This window comes from Sulfitobacter sp. EhC04 (genome assembly GCF_001650875.1).
Taxonomy (GTDB): domain Bacteria; phylum Pseudomonadota; class Alphaproteobacteria; order Rhodobacterales; family Rhodobacteraceae; genus Sulfitobacter.
Genome location: NZ_LXYI01000089.1, coordinates 97038 through 116258, shown reverse-complemented (window position 1 = coordinate 116258; position 19221 = coordinate 97038). Strand labels below are relative to the sequence as shown.

Annotated in this window: 18 protein-coding genes; 6 read left to right on the top strand and 12 right to left on the bottom strand. The window is 58.6% G+C overall.

The genetic code is table 11. The features are described from left to right. Positions 1–834: 834 nt before the first annotated feature. Both A8B82_RS22160 and A8B82_RS22155 read right to left on the bottom strand, forming a co-directional pair. The gene (locus A8B82_RS22160) at positions 835–1020 is read right to left on the bottom strand and encodes a hypothetical protein (protein WP_138069851.1); all 186 of its coding nucleotides are present in this window, start codon (positions 1018–1020) and stop codon (positions 835–837) included. A 177-nt stretch (positions 1021–1197) separates the two neighbouring features. Continuing rightward, positions 1198–2160, bottom strand: coding sequence for an IS1595 family transposase (locus A8B82_RS22155; protein ID WP_067297561.1), 963 nt, complete (start codon positions 2158–2160; stop codon positions 1198–1200). A gap of 105 nt (positions 2161–2265) precedes the next feature. Here A8B82_RS22155 and A8B82_RS22150 point away from each other — a divergent pair, with 105 nt between their 5' ends. Further along, the gene (locus A8B82_RS22150) at positions 2266–2472 is read left to right on the top strand and encodes a DUF6471 domain-containing protein (RefSeq protein ID WP_067297558.1); all 207 of its coding nucleotides are present in this window, start codon (positions 2266–2268) and stop codon (positions 2470–2472) included. Here A8B82_RS22150 and A8B82_RS22145 read toward each other — a convergent pair. The 10 genes from A8B82_RS22145 to A8B82_RS22100 all read right to left on the bottom strand — a co-directional run bounded on the left by A8B82_RS22145 (position 2469) and on the right by A8B82_RS22100 (position 12543). Beyond that, complete coding sequence (locus A8B82_RS22145; RefSeq protein WP_067297555.1) at positions 2469–3194, bottom strand: hypothetical protein; 726 nt, start codon at positions 3192–3194, stop codon at positions 2469–2471. The two genes, A8B82_RS22150 and A8B82_RS22145, sit on opposite strands and share 4 nt — an antisense overlap. Positions 3195–3496: 302 nt before the next feature. Beyond that, positions 3497–3910: a DUF7282 domain-containing protein gene (locus A8B82_RS22140; RefSeq protein ID WP_067297552.1), complete on the bottom strand. Its 414-nt coding sequence runs from the start codon at positions 3908–3910 to the stop codon at positions 3497–3499. A 70-nt stretch (positions 3911–3980) separates the two neighbouring features. Next, positions 3981–4676 (bottom strand): branched-chain amino acid aminotransferase, encoded by a 696-nt coding sequence (locus tag A8B82_RS22135; protein ID WP_067297549.1) that lies wholly within the window; start codon positions 4674–4676, stop codon positions 3981–3983. A gap of 15 nt (positions 4677–4691) precedes the next feature. Beyond that, positions 4692–5810: an aminotransferase class V-fold PLP-dependent enzyme gene (locus tag A8B82_RS22130; protein WP_067297545.1), complete on the bottom strand. Its 1119-nt coding sequence runs from the start codon at positions 5808–5810 to the stop codon at positions 4692–4694. A gap of 42 nt (positions 5811–5852) precedes the next feature. After that, the gene (locus A8B82_RS22125; protein ID WP_235604778.1) at positions 5853–6647 is read right to left on the bottom strand and encodes an ATP-binding cassette domain-containing protein; all 795 of its coding nucleotides are present in this window, start codon (positions 6645–6647) and stop codon (positions 5853–5855) included. After that, a complete protein-coding gene (locus A8B82_RS22120) occupies positions 6644–7513 on the bottom strand; it encodes an ABC transporter ATP-binding protein (protein WP_067297540.1) in 870 nt (289 codons plus the stop codon). Before A8B82_RS22120 ends, A8B82_RS22125 begins: the two co-directional genes overlap by 4 nt. Then, a complete protein-coding gene (locus A8B82_RS22115; RefSeq protein WP_067297537.1) occupies positions 7510–8361 on the bottom strand; it encodes an ABC transporter permease in 852 nt (283 codons plus the stop codon). The genes A8B82_RS22120 and A8B82_RS22115 overlap by 4 nt, the downstream gene beginning before the upstream one ends. Further along, on the bottom strand, positions 8354–9364 hold the full coding sequence (locus A8B82_RS22110) for an ABC transporter permease (RefSeq protein WP_067297534.1): 1011 nt from the start codon (positions 9362–9364) through the stop codon (positions 8354–8356). The genes A8B82_RS22115 and A8B82_RS22110 overlap by 8 nt, the downstream gene beginning before the upstream one ends. A 58-nt stretch (positions 9365–9422) precedes the next feature. Further along, positions 9423–10949 (bottom strand): ABC transporter substrate-binding protein, encoded by a 1527-nt coding sequence (locus A8B82_RS22105; RefSeq protein WP_067297532.1) that lies wholly within the window; start codon positions 10947–10949, stop codon positions 9423–9425. 25 nt (positions 10950–10974) lie between these two features. Beyond that, the gene (locus A8B82_RS22100; RefSeq protein ID WP_067297529.1) at positions 10975–12543 is read right to left on the bottom strand and encodes a phytoene desaturase family protein; all 1569 of its coding nucleotides are present in this window, start codon (positions 12541–12543) and stop codon (positions 10975–10977) included. Between the two features lie 110 nt (positions 12544–12653). On the opposite strand from A8B82_RS22100, the gene A8B82_RS22095 reads away from it, so the two are divergent. From A8B82_RS22095 to A8B82_RS22075, 5 genes are read left to right on the top strand one after another with little or no spacing between them, the layout of a single operon-like run. Continuing rightward, the gene (locus A8B82_RS22095) at positions 12654–13445 is read left to right on the top strand and encodes a cyclase family protein (protein ID WP_067297526.1); all 792 of its coding nucleotides are present in this window, start codon (positions 12654–12656) and stop codon (positions 13443–13445) included. 3 nt (positions 13446–13448) lie between these two features. Beyond that, on the top strand, positions 13449–15011 hold the full coding sequence (locus tag A8B82_RS22090; protein WP_082899432.1) for a phytoene desaturase family protein: 1563 nt from the start codon (positions 13449–13451) through the stop codon (positions 15009–15011). Continuing rightward, positions 15008–15484: a MarR family winged helix-turn-helix transcriptional regulator gene (locus A8B82_RS22085; RefSeq protein ID WP_067297524.1), complete on the top strand. Its 477-nt coding sequence runs from the start codon at positions 15008–15010 to the stop codon at positions 15482–15484. The genes A8B82_RS22090 and A8B82_RS22085 overlap by 4 nt, the downstream gene beginning before the upstream one ends. Before the next feature lie 12 nt (positions 15485–15496). After that, a complete protein-coding gene (locus A8B82_RS22080) occupies positions 15497–17647 on the top strand; it encodes a thiamine pyrophosphate-dependent enzyme (protein WP_067297521.1) in 2151 nt (716 codons plus the stop codon). Continuing rightward, the gene (locus A8B82_RS22075) at positions 17644–19179 is read left to right on the top strand and encodes an indolepyruvate oxidoreductase subunit beta family protein (protein ID WP_067297519.1); all 1536 of its coding nucleotides are present in this window, start codon (positions 17644–17646) and stop codon (positions 19177–19179) included. Before A8B82_RS22080 ends, A8B82_RS22075 begins: the two co-directional genes overlap by 4 nt. The last annotated feature ends 42 nt before the right edge of the window (positions 19180–19221 follow it).

Below are 19221 nucleotides of genomic sequence, written 5' to 3'. Positions count from 1 at the left end.
ACAATCTAGCTGAATCCTGCGCCCATGTGAATCACAATAGGGCCATGCAGGAACGATCCATAGATAACGCGCTACTAGCGCTACGTAAGCTGACAATTCGAGAACGGCGCGAGGGCTTAGCACAGGTTGAAGCCCTGCTGGCCCTGCGTGGCGTCCACATGCCCGCTGTGCTGCCCGCCAAACGTGGTGACGTGGCAAAGCGTGGTCACATGTCGCTAATGATAATGGGCGCGCTCAGGGATGGCCCTAAGCCGTTGCCGGATATTGTGGCTGTTGTGGCGGCTAGGCGTCCTGAGTTGCCCTATGACGTGGCGTACAAGCGCACAGGGCAGGCGTTGGCGAATATGAAGCATCGCGGGCAGGTAGTTAGGGAAGTAAAATTTTGGCGGATTATTGGGGGCTCTTCTTAGAACTGAGGCAGATCATCTAGTCTGCTCATGACGAAGCCAGCAAACCTCTGTATGTCGTCAGGCAACACACACAGAACAGGACTATCGTAACCTTCCCAAGGCTGAAAAAACTCCGATATCCAAGGCATAATGACCATCTGTGCGCCTGAATTGATAACGAACCGGGTTGGATTCTTCAGGCCGAGGCGGTTGAGCATAGATAAGTTGCCCACGACAAAGTCATCGTCGTGGGCTTTATCAAGATGCTTTGTCGTGCCGTACGCAATCCGACAAAAGTGCATACCCTCGTCGTTTGATGCGGTACCGCATACCAGCAACGGCCTAGGGTTTGTTGCCCAAGTGTCTTTGGGCGACGTCTCCGGAAAAAATCCTGTTACTAAAGAGTAGATTGCTGGTGGGTGCTTTTCCCAATTCGCAGACACGATCAATCGTTACATACCACCTCTTGCACAACTCTCAATTTGCCTTGGCCGATGCCAAAGCGCTCGTTCAGCTTATTCCGCCATGCTTCGATCTTTTCGACCGCAACCACGTCAAAATCGCCGCAGGCTTCAGGCGGAAACTGCACTTTGCTACCGTTCGGCGCGGGCTGTTTCGCTCTATATGCCATTATATTCTCCACATTAGGTTCAATCAGGATATGCGCACGTTGCACAAAATAGCAATGATTCTGACTATTTTGTGTCCCAACGTCGCATTAGTCCCTTGATGTTGTACTAACGCCGCGTACTACGTTTGTGTTCCGATTCTCGTCTTATAGATGCGCACTATTTTGTGCAAACAGCTTTTAAGCCGCCCGCTGCCAGTAGCCCTTCCAGTTCCGACTCACGGGTGCGCCCATCGCGTTGCTGACCACGATCTGCGCCAACGTACCGTTGTCGGTGCGGCGGTTGTCTTCCAGCCATGCAGCGTGGTTTGCGTACTGATGCAGGTACTGGGGGCTAACGTGGTGGTGCTGGCCCTCGACCATGCGGCGCAGGCGGCTAAAGAAGCTTTCCGCCATGTTGGTGTGCTTGCCGTGGTCGCTGTAAATCTCGGAGTGGTTTACGCGGTCAACATTCCAGCCAGCGTGGAGCATATCCCAATGGCTTGCCTCGTCTGCTGACATGGTGGCCGTGCGGCTGACATTCTCTTGCGCCAGCGCAACGCCTTCGCCTTCGTTCATGGCAACTGTTGGCAGGGTCCGGCCAGCGCGCTCACGCATCACGATAACAACGCGGCGCTTTCCTGTCTGGTGTTCTTTCAAGCGGCGGTCCTTGCGGTCTGCCTTGGCGTTCTCAGGGCGGATATGACCGCCGAAGTATGCGCCATCAATCTCAACGTGTCCTTCCAGCACTTCGCCAGTGTGGACTTCCATCGCCATTGCTTCGCGCAGCTTGTGAGCCAGCACGAAGGCTGTCTTGTACTGACAGTCCAGATCTCGGGAAAGCTGCACCATGCTCACACCCTTGGAGGCGTTCACGATGATGCAGATCGCGGCCAGCAGGTCCACGAAGTCCATCTTGCGGCTGGCGAAGATAGTGCCGCTGGTGACGCTGAACTGGTGGTGACAGGCCTTGCACTTGAACTTGCGCCGCGTGGTGATCTTGTACGCCTCATCAAAGCCGCAGCACGGGCAAACCGCTTCGCCATCTGTCTCAGGCCAGCGCATTTCGCAAAACGTCTGATACGCCGCATCTTCGCCCGCTTTGTAGATGCTGCGAAGGCTAAGTGTGCGTGATCCTGCCGAAAGAAGGAAATGCTGGGCCATTGTACTCTCTGTGATTACCTATATCACAAATATAGTACGTATAGATCCCGTTTACAATGGCAAATATCACATATATGATGCTTTTATCATCTATGGAGTGACGACATGCCAAGCCAAAGCGACTGGGAAGCCAAAGCGGCCAATATCTTGAAGGCTGAACTAAAGCGGCAAGGTGTGACTTACGCCCAACTTGCCGAAATGATTGGAGATAAAGAGCCAAATGTGCGCAACAAGCTGTCACGAGGAAAGTTCAGCGCAGCTTTTCTTTTTCATTGCCTGTCAAAAATAGGGGTAAGTCAGCTGCATATCTAATGCTGTATTTGCCACATAAAGTTTCTGTCATGTGACAGGGCTATGGCCTCCTCCAGTTCACCGTTTTTCAAGTACTCGCCGAATACTGCCAAAACTTGAACAATCCCTTCTGGGCGTGCGTAGCGTCCCATCGAAAGAATGTGATGCGGAAGTTTAATGCCTGATTGATCCAAAACCGCTAAGATACGCAGTGTTTGGGGGCCGAATTGTGAGAAGAATTGCGAGCTGGTCACAGATTCAAAATCTCTGTCAGCTTCCCACGTATCTCTCATCCCTGATTTTTTGGCTGATTTTCTCTCTTCTTCCCTTCTATGTGTGTTTTCAATCGCCCTCCTCTCAAGGAAACGCAACATGTCTTGCGCCAGCAACGCGCTAGCACTTCCTATTTTCCTTATCTCTTCTGGCTGTCGGAGATTAAGGCGGTCCATTGGTACAAGCCGTCGATATATAAAAAGCGCTAGCGCGGCACCGATGAGGAAAGATGTGCTAACAGACAGCCAGACGCTGTTTTCTACAAACCAAGCCATTAGCTGTGGCCACGCTTCTGCAAGAGTATCATCAATGCCCTGGGACTCTGCCCAACGCTCGATGTTGATCCCTGTAATAACCCATGCAATTCTAGCGATGAGGGATATACAAGATATACTAGCAAGGCCCACAACGGCCCAAAAGAACTTGTCAGCCCATGTCTTAAGTTTAGGTTTCCACATGTGAATGAGCATGCAGGACACTTGTGTTTTTGTGGAGTCATTTCTCAACTCCAATTACTTCGCACTGATATGGTGCGTTTGATACATAAGGCCGTAAATATTCCCGGGGGTTTGGGGGCAGCGCCCCCAACGCCATCGCCAGAAACGAAAAAGGCCCGGATCTTGCGATCCGGGCCGGTCACTCGTCAAAAAAATTCGTTAAAACGTCCCGCCTTAAACTTGTATCGCCGATACCCTGCCGCGCTTCGCGCTCTCGGGACATCGGCGATACGGAGTGTATCAGGTTAAAGGCGGGACGCTGTAGGTGAGCGGTATTACTTGGCCGTCACGACCTTCATCACCAGATTGCCATCCGGCTTGATCGGGCCGTCTTCGGTGGCACCCAGCGTATATTCGAATACGCCGGTTTTCATGCCGCCCTGTTCGGCGTGAACCATGAGCATCAGCATCTCGCCGGATTTCACTTCTTCCTGCAGGATTGCCGCAACATCCATGTTTTCGCCACTGCGCAGCGGCGCATAGCCCACGACGGGGCCGGGTTTCATGTCGGCATCGGTGCGGTGCACAACCAGCCAGCCATTTTCACCCGCGACAACCTTTTCGGCGCTGACGACGCCGTTGGACACATCCTGGTCAGCAGCTTCGACCATTGGAGTTGCATGTGCCGCAGCGAAGGCAACGCCGGCGCTCAACGTCAGCGCGATAATTGAACTAGTTACGTACTTCATCGGTATCTCCCTTTTTGGTGATGCAGCACTCACGCAAGGGGAGAGAATTAAGTTTCAAAGAATTTGGATTTTATCTTCCGAGCCTCTGCTCCCACAATTTTTCATAATGCGGCATGGCTTGTTCGGCCAATGCGGCACTGGCCGGGTCCAGATCCGGCAGCGGCCCCTCTGCCCCGGCAAATCCTGTACTCTGATGCACTGCGCCGTACCAATGACTGGCCCAAACACCGTCCTCTGCCCGTGGTCCTGCTGGCCATTCCAACATTGCAGGATCAAACGGCAGATCAATGGCAGCACAGAGACCGCGCAGCGCCTTCTCCGGATTGGCACGAATATCGGTGCTGTCGATCACAAATCCGCCGATCCTGTCGTAAAGACGCGCCTGTTGGGCAAATCCGATGTCTTCCAGCGTCGGGGCCTCGCGTTTGGCGGCATAGCTTGCGATCACCCGCGCCGGATGGCGCAGTAGGTGGACGTGCACGCATCCCTCGGCCCAACCCATCGGCATCCCCGGCAACATGTGATGCGGCATGTGTTTCATGTAACGATGCGGCGATCCGTCCTGGGAACAGGCCACCGATACCTTTTCAGGATCTCTTTCGTGGTTGGCGATGATCTCGTCCCGCATCGGGTGGTCCAATTCGGACCGGATCAGGTAAGCCGCATAAAACGGCTCGTCCATGACGGTGAAATCGGCCCTTGCGCCAAAGCTGTACATCATTGCCGTGCTCAGATTGCGCGGCCCGGACCACATCGCGATACGCATCGGCACATCCCTGTCTCAGATCAACGCTGCCAAGCCTTCGAACAGGCGCATGACATGGGTGTCGTCAGTCACTGTTCCGGGTGAAATGCGCAATATCCGTCCTCTGGCGTCAACATGGACAGACTTGGCACGCAGCCCGTCTACAATCCCAACAGGATCACTTTCACCGGGCAATTGCAACATCACCGAGCCACCCCTGCGGTTCTCGTTTTCCGGGCTGGCAAGGGGCAGTCCCGCCTCTTTCGCGCATGCGATCACCTGCCGCGTCAAGATGCGGTTGTGATCCAGCAATCCGGCTTGACCGGCGTGCCATTTCAGCGCCGGCACCGACCCGACGCAGGCCATCACCGAAGGTGTCCCATGTTCAAACCGCCGCGCGTCGGGCGCATATTCAAACCCGTCAAGATCCCAGGAAAACGGATTGTCCTGAGAAAACCAGCCGCGCAACTCCGGTTGGCACCGGGCGATCAGATCCTTGTGCATCTGGATGATACCGGCACCCGGCGTGCCACACAGCCATTTGAGAGAGGTCGAAACCACAAAATCAACCGGCGTTTCAGCCAGCGAAAAGGGCAGTATGCCAATGCCCTGCGTCAGATCGACCCCGACGACGGTGCCCATGCGCGCGCCATGGGCGCTGAGCGCCGCAAGATCGCAGCGGTGCGACGCCGTTGAGGTGACGAATGTCAGCAGCGCCAGCCCAACGTCAGGCCCCCAGGATGCGATCATATCCTCGTCCCTGACCCAAAATTCGCCTTGCCGGATCGGCACGGTTTCAAGCGTATATCCCAAACGCTCCGCCATCCCGTTCAGCAGGAAATGCAGCGATGGAAAGCAATCCGCCCCAACCAGAACCCGCCTGCCCCGCAGGCATTCACCGGGCAAACCACCCAGAACCGAAAACAGCGCGGTTGTCACATTCTCGGCCGAGGTCAGCGTATCCTCCGGCGCGGCTATCAGATTGCGCCAAAGGTCCAGAAATTCGGCGCGTGCGGTCAGCACCTTGGGCCATTGCGCATCGTCATGACGGCCCCAGTCCTGGGCAAAGCCCTTCAGCGCAGCGGCCATCTCCTCTGCCTTGCCCGGATATTGTCCGATCGAATGATACAGGAAATAAGCGGGATCAGTGGTCATATTCAGTCTCTATAAAGGGAAAAAGGGGGAAAGCTGGCATGATCACAACCATTTCTGGAAAGGGTCTGGCAAGGGGATGGCCTGCAATAGTTCCTGCGTATAACGCGCTTTGGGTGCATCGAACAACGTCGCTGTATCTGCCTGTTCGACGATAACACCCTGGTGCAGGACGACCACCCGGCTGCACAGGCGCCGGATGACGGACAGGTCGTGACTGATGAAGGCCAGCGTCAGGCCCAGCTCACGCACGAGTTCCCCAAGCAGGTTCAGAACCTGCGCCTGCGACGACACATCAAGGCCCGAGACGATTTCATCGGCCAGGATGAAATCGGGCCGCAGCGCAATGGCCCGCGCGATCCCCACGCGCTGGCGCTGTCCACCTGACAATTCATGCGGAAAACGGCGGGAAAAGTGGCGCGGCAGGCCCACCATATCCAATGCTTCATCCACGCGGGCTGAAACCCCTTCGAACCCGTGCAGGCGCAAGGGCCCCGCGATGATCCCGCCCACCCGGCGGCGCGGGTTCAGCGATGACATCGGGTCCTGGAAAATCATCTGGAAGCGGCGACGCAGGGGCCGCAGGGCATTCTCGCTCAGATGTGTGATGGTCTGTCCGTCAAAGACGATTTCGCCGCCGGTCGGTTCCAACAACCGCAGCATGGCGCGGCCCAGGGTCGACTTGCCAGAACCGGACCCGCCGACAATGCCCACCACGGCCCCCTCGGGCACGTCGAATGTCAGCCCTTTCAGGATCTCGATACGCGGTGCAGGCCCTAACAAGGGCTTTCGGGTCATGTCCGGCAGGGACAGATGCAGATCCTTGATCTGGTACATCATTGCGCACGCCTCGCGTCATGCTGGGCCACTTCGGCCTCCACCCCGTCGATGACAGCCTGTGACACGGGGGTCAGGCTGCCTGTCGGATCGGTATAGGTTGGCGTCGCGGCCAGCAAGGCCGCCGAATAGGGATGGATCGGGCGCATGAAGAAACGATGCATCCGGGCGTCTTCCACCACTTTTCCGGCATAAAGAACACTCAGCGTATCGCAGACTTTCGACACCACGCCGAGGTCATGGGTCACAAACAGCAGCGCGGTTCCGTGGCGGGTCTGCATATCCGCGATCAGGCGCAAGATCTGTTTCTGTACAGTGACATCAAGCGCGGTTGTCGGCTCGTCGGCAATAATCAGGCGCGGCTCTGCGGCAAAGGCCGACGCAATCAGGATGCGCTGCCGCATGCCCCCCGACAGTTCATGCGGGTAATTCCGCATCACGCGCGCGGGGTCGGGGATATGGACCTCTCCCAGCAATTCCAGCGCGCGGTCCTGCGCGTCCTGCCGCGACCAGCCCAGGATATCGACCAATCGGCGTGTAATCTGCGGTCCGATCCGTTTCGACGGATTCAGCGCGGTCAGCGGGTCCTGCGGGATCAGCGCTGCCGTGGCCCCGATGCGCCTGCGCCGTTCCGTCGGGGACAAGGACATCAGGTTCGTGCCGTCCAGCCAGATTTCACCGCCTGTCACGCTCAACGCGCGCGGCAGCGTCCCTAACACGGCCTTGCCAATCATGGATTTACCCGCTCCTGATTCACCGACCAACCCATGCACCTGTCCGGCGGCGACATCCAGCGACACCGACCGCAGGATCGGGCTGCCGTTCTTCAGCCGGACCGTAAGGTTGCGGATCGACAGGAAACCGTTCATCGCAGCACCGGATCAAAGCGGTCTTTCAACCCTTCGCCCAATTGCGAGAAACTGAGCACCGTCAGGAACAGGGCGATCAGGGGAAACACCAGAACCCACCAGGCCTGATGTACCGATGTGCGCCCTTCTGCGATCATGCCGCCCCATGTCGGACTGTCGGTTGAGATCGACAGGTTCACAAAAGACAGGATCGCCTCGACGATCACGGCAATCCCCATTTCCAGGGTCAGCAACACGACGATGGTCGGCAGGACATTCGGCAGGATTTCCGTCAGCATGGTGCCAAACCTCTTGCGCCCCGCCACCTGGGCGGAGGCGACGTAATCCATCGCACCCTGGGTCATTGCTTCGGCCCGGATCACGCGGGCAAAACGGGTCCAGTCAATCACGACAATGGCGATGATGATCGACCACAGCCCCGGTCCCAGCACCGCAATCAGCAGAATGGCAAAAAGCACCGGTGGAAAGGCCATCCAGATGTCCACGAACCGGCTGATGATCCGGTCCGGCCAGCCCCGGTAATATCCCGCAATCAGGCCCAGCGCCGCGCCGATGATGCAAGTCAGCGTGCCGGCAACCAGCGCGACCACCAGCGCCAGCCGCGCACCGTAAAGCATCCGTGACAGCACATCCCGGCCGAGGGAATCCGTGCCAAGCCAGAAGCCCGGCTCCGTCCCGCTTTCCCAAAATGGCGGCAACCGCCCCAGGAACAGATCCTGCATCAACGGATCCTTGGGCGCGATCCAGGGCGCGAATATCGCACCCGCGACCAACAGGGTCAGCCACCCCCCGGACAGCCACAGCCGCAAACCCACAGGGCGGCGCATATCTCCCCGCGCGTCACGCATGACGCAACCTTGGGTTCAACACGACATACAACATGTCGACCGCAAGGTTCACGATGGTGAACAGCAATGCGAACAGGATCACGATGCCCTGTATCAAGGGCAGATCGCGGTTGATCACCGCATCAATCGCCATATTGCCCAACCCCTCATAGCTGAACAGGCGCTCGATGATCACGGTGCCGCCGATTAGAAAAGTGAACTGCACGCCAACCAGTGTCAGCGTTGGCAGAATTGCATTTGGCAAGGCTTCGCGGGTGATGACGTGGTTTTCGCCATACCCTTTGGTTCTGGCCAGGGTCACGTAATCCAGATGCATGGTTTCCTTCAGCGATTGCTTGAGCAGTTGTGAAATGATCGCCGCCAGCGGGATCGCCAAAGCCAGCGCAGGCATGAACATATGCGCGGCAAGGTCGGCCATCACATCGAAACGCAGCCGCGCGATGGCCTCGAACAGGTAAAAGTTGGTGGTGAAATCGACATTGAGAGCGGGCGAAATGCGCCCCGATATGTGAAACACCGGCCAAAGCACCCCGAAAAGCAGGATCAGCACCAGCCCCCAGAGGAAATCAGGAATCGAAAGCGCCATGCCCGCCGTCACATCGACCACACCTTCGGTCTTGCCGTCGCGGAACCGCGTGCCGAACAGGGCCAACGCCCCGCCCATCAGTACTGCCATCAGCAGCGCCATGATGGAAAGTTCGAGCGTCGCCGGAAGACGGTTGAGCACAAGGCGCGAAACCGGCTGGCGCAAGGAAATGGAGGTGCCGAAATCGCCCTGCAAGACGCCGCTGAGCCAGATCAGAAACTGGTCAAAGATGGATTTGTCGAAACCGTATTGCGCCTGCAAACGTGCGATGTCGGCATCCGTCGCCCCTGGCGGCAACATCATCGCAATCGGGTTTCCGGGCACAACCCGAATGACGACAAAAACGATCACGGCCACGCCGAACAGCGTGATGACCGTGGTAAGCAACCGCAAGGCAATTGTCCGTAAGAGTGTCATACGACCCCGGAAAAAGGGGCGGGGCCACCAACGTGGTCCCGCCCGTCAGGAAGAAACTTCAGGCCCGGGTCATCAGGTGCGGCAACAGTGCGCCCGACCGGTGCGGGGTTACATTGACTCCCGACACAGAGAGGATCGGCTGTAGATACTGCAGCAGGGGGATCACCTCGGCGTTTTCGGCGATCATGCGATCAACTGCTTTCCAGCCTTCGATGCGCTTGGCTTCATCAGCCTCTCCCCAGAGCGGCAGGATCGCGTCGAAAGTTTCCTGCCCGTCCCAGACCGAGTGCGGTGAGGGGCCGAACATGGCGTGGCCTGTCGATGTCGCCGGATCACCAATGGAGTTGCCCCAGTTGTAAAAGGCCGCAGGCGCCAGCGTGTCAGCGGCTCGCAACTCGTAATGCTTGGCGATCTCGTAGACCTCAATCTCCGCCTCGATCCCGACACGACGCCACAGCCCGACAATGGCCTGGATCATCTCGTAATCCTTGGGTTTGAACCCCTTGGTGGTCTGGATTTTGAACTTGACCGGGTTGTCGGGGCCATAGCCGCTGTCAGCCAACAGTTTCTTTGACAGTTCCGGATCATAAGGAACCTTGATGGTTTCATCATAGGCCGTGTAATCCGGCGTCTGCAGCGTGTCGATCGGAATGCCGTAGCCCGACAGCAGCCGGTCGATGATCAGGGTTTTGTCGATGGCATGCGCTGCGGCCTTGCGGACGTTCGGGTCCGTCATGACTTCAATGTCATTGAGGAAGATCATGCCGATGTCCGAAATCGGCTCTGCCACACCATTGATGCCGTCCTTGGCCTTCAGCCGGTCAAACTCTTCATAAGGCACTTCGAGCGTCACATGGGAATTCCCGGATTCAATCTCGGCGACGCGGCTGGCTGCATCGGTCACGAACTTGATCGTCACCGTCTTGAACTCCGGCGCACCACCCCAATAGTTTTCATTGGCTTTCAGACGGACAAAAGCGTTGCGTTCGAATTTTTCCACTATGTAGGGGCCGGTGCCTATCGGCGCTGCCTCGAACCCTTCTGCGCCCACTTCCTCGTAATATTTCTTGGGCAGGACATAGCCCGTGAGAAAGCTCATCCACTTGAAGAAGGTCGGTTCAAATTCCTTGACGTCGGCCGTCACGCGATTGCCTTCGGCGGTGATGTTTTCAACCTTGCCCCAGATGAACTGGATCGGGTTGCCGGTTTCCGGATTTGCGGCCCGTTGCAGCGACCATGCCACATCCTCGGCGGTGAAAGGATCGCCATTGTGCCAGGTCACGCCCTCGCGCACATCCATCCACAGTTTTGTATTGTCCTCGTTCCAGCCCCAGTCGGTGATCAGACCGGACCCGAAGGACAGGTCGGGGTTCTGATGGATGAAAAGATCGAAAACCGATTGATAGAAACCCTGGATGGTCGGGTTGACCGCAGATGGCCCGACGGTCGGGTCCCAGCTGGGCAGGTTTACGTTATAAGCGATCACCAGTTCGTCGATTTCCTGCGCAAAGCTGGGCAGGCCGACCGTTGCAAAAGCGGCGGCTGCCGCCGAAGTCTTGAGCAAGCTTCTTCTTGAAAGTGCCATTGTTATTCCCCTGTTTTTCAATTTTTTAGTTTCCGGCAAGTTTTCTGGCCAGAAGGGTGCCGGGCCCCGCCCCTGTGCCGCCACCGGGCCAGACTGCAGCACCGGTGTGATAAAGATTTCTGATCGGCGTCGTCCCGTCGGCATAGCCACGCGCGGGACGGTTCATGAAATGCTGGTGAAGATGATGGCTGCCGCAGACCTGATCGCCCCCCACGAGGTTGGGATTGTCGGCCTCGAACATCTGCGGGGTTACCACATGTTGTCCGATGATGTTCTTGCGGGTGCCGGGTGCGTATCGCTCCAGAATATCCAATGCGCGTTCCGCAAAGGGTTCTGCGGCATCCTGCCAGTTTCTGGCATCAATGGTGCCCGTCGCGTCCCCTTTTATCTGGCCCGGTGCCATACGCACCTGGAGCCAGAGGATATGCTTTCCGTCCGGCGCACGCGACGGGTCAACTACCGTGGGCTGACCACAGACGATCACCGGTTCGTCCGGCAGCAATCCGGCCAGGGCCTGCGCATAGGTTCGCGCCATCTGGTCCATTGAGGGTGCCAGATGAACATAGGCAAAGCGTTTCAATTCAGCGGCGGGCCAGTTCGGCAACCTGTCCATGGCCAGATGGATCATCATGGTCCCCGGCGCATGCTGGAATTTCTCCATCGCGCGCGCGTGGCGCGGGTCCCCTGTTCCACCGGTCAATTTCATCAAACCGCGCGGCGACACATTGGCAATCACCGCCTTTTCCGCCCGAACCACTTTGCCATCCGACAGTGTGATCCCGATCGCCCGCCCGGCAATGTGTTCAATGCTGCTGACAGCCGTGCCGCAATGTACCGAGCCGCCGCGCGCTTCGATCATGGCGACCATGGCGCTGGTGATCGTACTGGCACCACCCTGCCCCAGCACCATGCCAAAGGCCTGACCTGCCATCGCCTCCAGATAGGGAAAGACAGCCCCGCCCGCGATATCGGGGGCAAAATCCAGATGCATGCCCCAGGCAGCCAAAGTCGCCTTGACGTGATCGCTTTCAAACGTCTGATCCAGCCAGGCGCGCGGCGACATCGTCAGGAACCGCGCCAGATCAAGTGACCCTGCCGTGCCACGCCGCCACAATGTCTTGCCTGCAAGGGTGCCCAGCGCCCGCATGTTCATCGGGCTGCCCAACACAGCGAAAATCGCTTCTGCGTCGGCGGGAAAGCTCTCTGTCAGTCGGGTCCATTCACGGGCATCGGCTTCGGAAAACCCGCGTATCCGAGCGGTCGTCAGTGCCGCGTCATTGGACACGCCCAACCACCTGCCATCAGGGAACAGGCTGGCAAACGGGTTGGCCGTGGGCGCAAAGGCGAGCCCGTGTTTCGCCAGTTCCGTGCCGTGCTGCCGGTGAAAGGAAGACCCGGCAAAAAGCGACAGGTTCATCGCCGCCCAATCGTGACGAAAGCCCGGCAAAGTGTATTCACCGGTCTTCACCGCGCCACCGGGTTCGGCGTTTTGTTCGTAGACGGCGACTTTCCAGCCACGCGACGCAAGATGGCACGCACAGGCAAGACTGTTGTGTCCTGCGCCGATGATAATAGCGTCGGGATTCTGCGTCATGCGCTTCAAGCTCCTTGCATAAGATAATTGCAAACGCATGTAATTTTGTCTAGCATTGATTCATCTACTTTAGCGTGAAGCCAATCACGCAGATCCAGGGAGACGATCAAATGAATGCGACGGATGTTGTAAGCAATCTGGGGGCGATGCTGGCCTCCGGCGGTGTTGAGGTGGTTGATTGCACAGGTGTTCTGGGGCCGAATACCCCGATCCTGCAATTGCCGCCGGATTTTGCCAAGAACACGCCCAAAGTCGAAATTCACAAGATTTCCGAATACGACAGCGACGGCCCGTTCTTTGCCTGGAACTGGATGGTTCTGGGCGAGCATACAGGCACCCATTTCGACGCGCCGCACCACTGGATCACCGGCAAGGATCACAAGGACGGCTATACGGACAAGCTGGACGTGCAGCGCCTGATCGCGCCGGTCAATGTCATCGACTGTTCAGCGGAATCGGCAGAAAACGAGGACTTCCTGCTGACTGTTGACCACATCAAGGCCTGGGAGAAAGAGCACGGAGAGATCAAGGCAGGCGAATGGGTGGTGATGCGCACCGATTGGGATGCACGTGCAGATGATGAGGCCCGGTTCCTGAACGCGGACGACAATGGGCCACACAGCCCCGGACCGACACCCGAAGCCATCGAATACCTGCTTGGCAAGAAGATCGTTGGATGGGGCACGCAATGCATCGGAACCGACGCCGGACAGGCCGGCGGGATGGAACCGCCTTTCCCTGCCCACAACCTGCTGCACCGTGACAATTGCTTTGGCCTCGCGTCTCTTGCGAACCTTTCGAAACTTCCGGCCAAGGGTGCAGTGCTGATCGCCGCCCCTTTGAAGATCGAGAACGGCACCGGCAGCCCCATTCGCGCGCTGGCGCTTGTACCCAAGGGTTGAGAAGTGGCGACTGTCGATCATCTGATCATCGGGTCAGGCATCAATGCGCTGGTCGCGGCGGCCATGCTGTCGCGCAAGGGCGATAGTGTCTTGATGATCGAGCGTGAAGACAGGATCGGGGGCTGCATGTACACCTCCGATCAGGTCACGCTACCGGGGTTTCATCATGATGTGATGGCGGCGACATTCGTGTTGTTCCTGACCGGCCCTGCCCATGAAGCCTTGGGGAGCGACCTGGCAAAGCACGGGCTTGAGTTTTGCCACAGTCCGCACCCCACTGCCGTGCTCAGGCCGAATGGCACCGCATTGACCCTTTCAATGGACCGCGACAGCAACGTCAGCACCTTCAACAGCAGCAGCCCCGGTGACGGGGATCAACATGGCGCGGATGTGGGGGGCGTGGAACAAGACGCAGCGTTCCTGTTTGCCCTTTTGGGTCAGCCGCTTTGGTCCCGAAAAACGGCTCTGTTACTGGCAAAACAGGCATGGAAGCGCGGGCTTGGCCCGCTAAAGACCTGGTTCGGGGAAGCATTGGAACCGACACGCGGCTGGCTTGAAACACGCTATCAAAGCGCCGATGTCCAGGCGCTTTGGGCGCCTTGGGTCCTGCACGTCGGTCTGACGCCCGAAGCCAGCTACAGCGGTCAGATGACGCGCGTGATCGCATTTGCGCTGGAGGCTGCGGGCGCGCCCGTGGTCAAGGGCGGCGCGGGACAGGCTGCTGCGGCATTTGCGTCTCTGATACAGGCAAATGGTGGGGAAATCCGCACCGGGGTGGAAGCCACCAGCATCCTGACAGAGGGCGGGAAAGCCATTGGCCTGCGCACAGCCCAGGGCGAAAAACTGCTGGCCCGCAACGTCATCGCCAGCACCGCACCTGGTCAGCTTTATGACGATCTGCTCAAGGCAGAGGCACTGCCTGAACCGACAAGGAAATTCCGCCATGGGCGCGGCAACTTCCAGCTCCACTATGCGCTTGACGGACCCATAGAATGGGATGCCGAAGGGCTGGACGATGTGGCGCTGATCCACCTCGCCGACGGGATAGATTCCGTATCCAAGTCCAGTAACGAGGCGGAGCGGGGCATGTTGCCCGAAACACCAACGATCTGCGTTGGCCAGCCTCACCGGCTGGACCCGACCCGTTGCCCCGAGGGCAAGGCGATCCTCTGGCTTCAGATTCCCGATGCGCCCCGCGTGATCAAAGGCGACGCAGCAGGTCAGATCCAGACCACGCCGGATTGGACCGAACAGATGCGCGAAGCCTATGCAGACCGTATCGAGAGTATCCTGAAACGGCACATCCGAAATTGGGACGACATCCGCCTCGAACGCAGGGCCTATTCCCCGGCGGACCTTGAATCCATGAACATCAATCTTGTCGGCGGCGACCCCTATGGCGGGGCCTGCACGATGGACCAATTCTTTGTCTGGCGCCCCTACGCCATGCAGTCTAACAACGCCACGCCGATCAAGGGCCTTTACCACATCGGTGCATCGACCCATCCTGGGCCGGGCCTGGGTGGCGGTTCAGGCTTCAATATTGCGAAAGGTCTGGGTGCATGAAGCAACAGGACACGGAAAAGGAATTTCTCCGATTGGGTGAGATGGGTCTGGAAAATTTCGCCCCCTACCTGATGAACCGCATTATGGGCCGCTACAATGCCTCGCTGTCGTCTGAAATGGCAGACCTGGGGCTGACGACGCCTCAGATGCGGTCACTGGCGGTGCTGTCCGTCATTGACGGAATTCTAATCCGCGAACTTGCGGTCTATGCCGTGGTCCAACAATCGACACTCAGCCGCGCGCTGGACGCGCTGACAGTGTCCGGTCTGGTCCGCCGCGAGACGGACGAGAAAGACAGCCGCGCAACACGGGTGTTCCTGACGGACGCGGGGCGCGAAGCCTATGACAGGCTGTGGCCCCATATGTCCGCCTCATACGAAGCGATGTTCAAGGGTGTCAGCTTGACAGAGCAGCGTGACTTTGTCGCGACACTTCAGACCATGCTGCGCAACATACGGAAACACGACTTTTAAGAGGGTACTTCGATGGCTGAACGATCCTTCAAGGCCGAAGTAGAACACCTGCGCAAAGGTGACGGTGATGTGTTCACCGGCGAGGGCATTCTTGCGATCACCAAGGCGCTTCTGGAAAACGGTGTTGGATACGTCGGCGGCTATCAGGGTGCGCCGATCTCTCACCTGATGGACGTCCTGGCCGACGCGGAGGAACTGATGGCCGAACTGGGTGTGCGGTTCGAGGCGAATGCCTCCGAAGCGGCCGCCGCCGCGATGCTGGCAGCTTCCGTTCATTATCCGATCCGCGGTGCGGTGACCTTCAAGGGCCCGGTCGGCGTCAACGTTGCGTCGGATGCACTGGCCAATTTGAGCTCATCTGGCGTGAATGGCGGCGCGCTGGTGATCGTCGGCGAGGATTACGGCGAGGGATCGTCGATCATGCAGGAACGGTCGCATGCCTTTGCCATGAAATCGCAGTTCTGGATGCTGGACCCGCGCCCCAACCTTCCCAGCATCACCAAGGCGGTCAAAGACAGTTTCGAGCTGAGCGAGGCGTCAAACACACCCGTGATGCTAATGGTGCGGATCCGGTCCTGCCATGTGACCGGCAGCTTCGCGACAAAGGACAATGTTGCCCCCCCGCTGACGGTAAAGCAGGCCATCGCAAACCCGCAATCGGACTTCAACCGCGTGGTCCTGCCGCCGATGAGCTACATGCACGAGCAGGACAAGATCAAGAATCGCTGGCCGGCGGCTGAGAGGTTCATCGTTGAAAACCAGTTGAACGAACACTTCGGCCCAAAGAATGCAAAGATCGGGATCGTTGTTCAGGGCGGGATGTACAACGGGTTGATCCGTGCATTGCAACGTCTGGGGCTGGCTGATCTGTTTGGCAGAACAGAGGTGCCGATCTATTGCCTGAACGTCACTTATCCCCTTATCAGAGACGAATTTGACGCCTTTTGCGAAGGCAAGGATCATATTCTGGTTGTCGAGGAAGGGCAGCCCGAACACATCGAACAACACCTTGGATCGTTTCTTTACAAGGCCGGTCGGCGGCTTAAGCTTTATGGCAAGGACGTCCTGCCGATGGCGGGCGAATACACCGGGCAGGTGCTGCTGGACGGCGTCACCGGGTTCCTGAAAGCCGCAGCACCAGACATGTTGCCGGGCAAGGTCCGCGCCCCGAATGCCGAAGAGCCCAAGATCCCTGACCTGAGCAAGACAGTGCCGATCCGGCCCCCCGGATTCTGCACCGGCTGTCCCGAACGACCCATCTTTGCGGGGATGAAGCTGGTCGAACAGGAGTTGGGCAAGCACCAGATCACCGGCGACATCGGATGCCACCTTTTCGGGTCGCTGCCCCCGTTCGAGATCGGCGGCGCGACGATGGGCTATGGTCTGGGCCCGGCCTCCAACGCCGCATTTGACGGCGGCGGGGAACGCAGGGCGATCTCCATGCTGGGGGACGGGGGGTTCTGGCACAACGGGCTGTCGTCCTCGATCGGGAACATGGTGTTCAACAAATCCGACAATGTCGCCGTGATTGTGGACAACTACTATTCCGCCGCAACCGGCGGCCAGGATGTGCTGTCGTCCCGCGCGCACAACGACACGAAAGCCACCAACAACCCGATCTCCGCCGCGCTCAAGGGTGTCGGGGTCGAATGGATCAGGCAGATTGATCACACCTATGATGTGGGCAAGGTGCGCGATACCCTGCGCGAGGCGCTGACAACGGACTTCAAGGGTCCGAAGGTGATCGTCGCCTCTTCCGAATGCATGCTGAACAAACAGCGCCGGGAAAAGCCCATTCGAAACAAGGCGATCAAGGATGGGCGGCGCGTCGATGTGCCCCGCTTTGGGGTCGATAGCGATGTCTGCACCGGCGACCACGCCTGCATCCGCCTGTCGGGGTGTCCTTCACTCTCGCTGAAACGGCTCGACGATCCGCTGCGCGACGATCCGATTGCCCATATCGACCAGACCTGTGTCGGCTGCGGCAATTGCGGGGAGGTGGCGGATGCCGCCGTGCTTTGCCCGTCTTTCTATCGCGCTGATGTTGTACACAACCCCGGCAGGTTTGAAACCTGGCGCGCCGGGCTGCGCAACAGGGTCATCTCCTGGCTTCAGACCCGGCGCGATGCCAAGCGGCTGCGCCTGACCGGAGCGCCCACATGAACCTGGTGCTTCCGCAGAAAACACCAGATGCCCGCGTGGGCGAGATCATCAAGCTTGCGGTGATGGCGGTGGGCGGTCAGGGTGGCGGTGTTCTGACAGGCTGGATCGAGGCGCTGGCCAGGTCCCAGGGATACGTCTGTCAGGCCACTTCTGTCGCGGGGGTTGCACAGCGCACCGGGGCCACGATCTATTACGTTGAAATGGCAAAAAAGGGCGAGTTAGAGCCTGTTTTCGCGCTTGCCCCGGCGGGTGGCGATGTTGATGTCCTGATCGCCGCCGAAATGATGGAGGTCGGTCGCGCGGTGATGCGCGGCTTTGTCACTCCGGACCGGACGACGCTGATCGGCTCCACCCACCGCGCCCTTGCCGTGTCGGAAAAGATGGCACCCGGCGACGGGATCGCTGACGCGGATGAGGTGCGCGCCGCGGCCGAAATGGCGTCGCAAAAGCTGATCCTTGCCGATATGGACGGTCTGGCCGTTGCCCAGGGCTCTGTGATTTCCTCCAGCTTGTTCGGCGCACTTGCTGGGTCCGGCGCGCTGCCTTTCCCGCGCGACGCCTTTGAGGATGCCATTCGCGCCAGCGGCAAGGGTGTCGATGCATCGCTCAGGGCCTTTGCCGCCGGGTATGACGCCGCGCAGAGCAGTGCCGAGGAACCGGTTGCGCCTGAAACTCTCCCCGCGCCCGAACTGACCGGGCCAGACAGAGAATTAGCCCGCTGGAAGACCCTGCAGGGACGCGCAGACTCCCTGCCGGAACCGGTGCGGGAATTGGCAGGAAACGGGTTGATGAAAGTCGTTGACTTCCAGGACTGCGGCTATGGCGAGGCCTATCTGGATCAGCTTGACCGCATTGTCGCCAGGGACAGTGCTGAACACGATTGGCTGCTCAGCGTGACAGCGGCAAAATACATCGCAAATGCAATGGCATATGACGACATCATCCGGGTGGCTGACCTGAAAACCCGCGCGCCGCGCATGGCCCGTATCCATGCTGAGATGGGCGCGAAAAACGGTCAGCTTGTCGAGCTGACGGAGTTCTTCCATCCCCGCGCCGAGGAAATCGTCAGCCTGCTACCGGCAGGCATGGGCGCGCGTTGGGAGGCCAATCCCAAACGCATGGCCCTGATGGACCGGCTGTTCAACAAGGGCCGTCGCCTGCGCACCCATTCCTTGCGGTCCTTTCTGATGCTGCATTTCCTGGGCGGCCTGAAAGGGTATCGCCTGAAGACACGCAGACACCAGGTGGAAAACGCGCATTTGCAGCAATGGCTAGAGGACAGTCTCAAGCCGCTTGATGACGACTATGCGTTGAGTGTTGAACTGCTCAGGAACAGACGCCTGATCAAGGGGTATTCCGATACCCATGCACGCGGTCTGACGAAGTTCGCCACCGTGATGAACGCCGCAGACCTGCTGCACGGGCGAAAAGACGCGGCTGAGTGGATGGGCCGGCTCCGCGAAGCGGCACTTCAGGACCCGGACGGAAAGGTTCTTGAAGGGGCCATTCAGACCGTGCGCAGCTTTGTCTGATACTTTGCCGGAACAGTGGGTTCATGCCGGTGATGCCAGGCT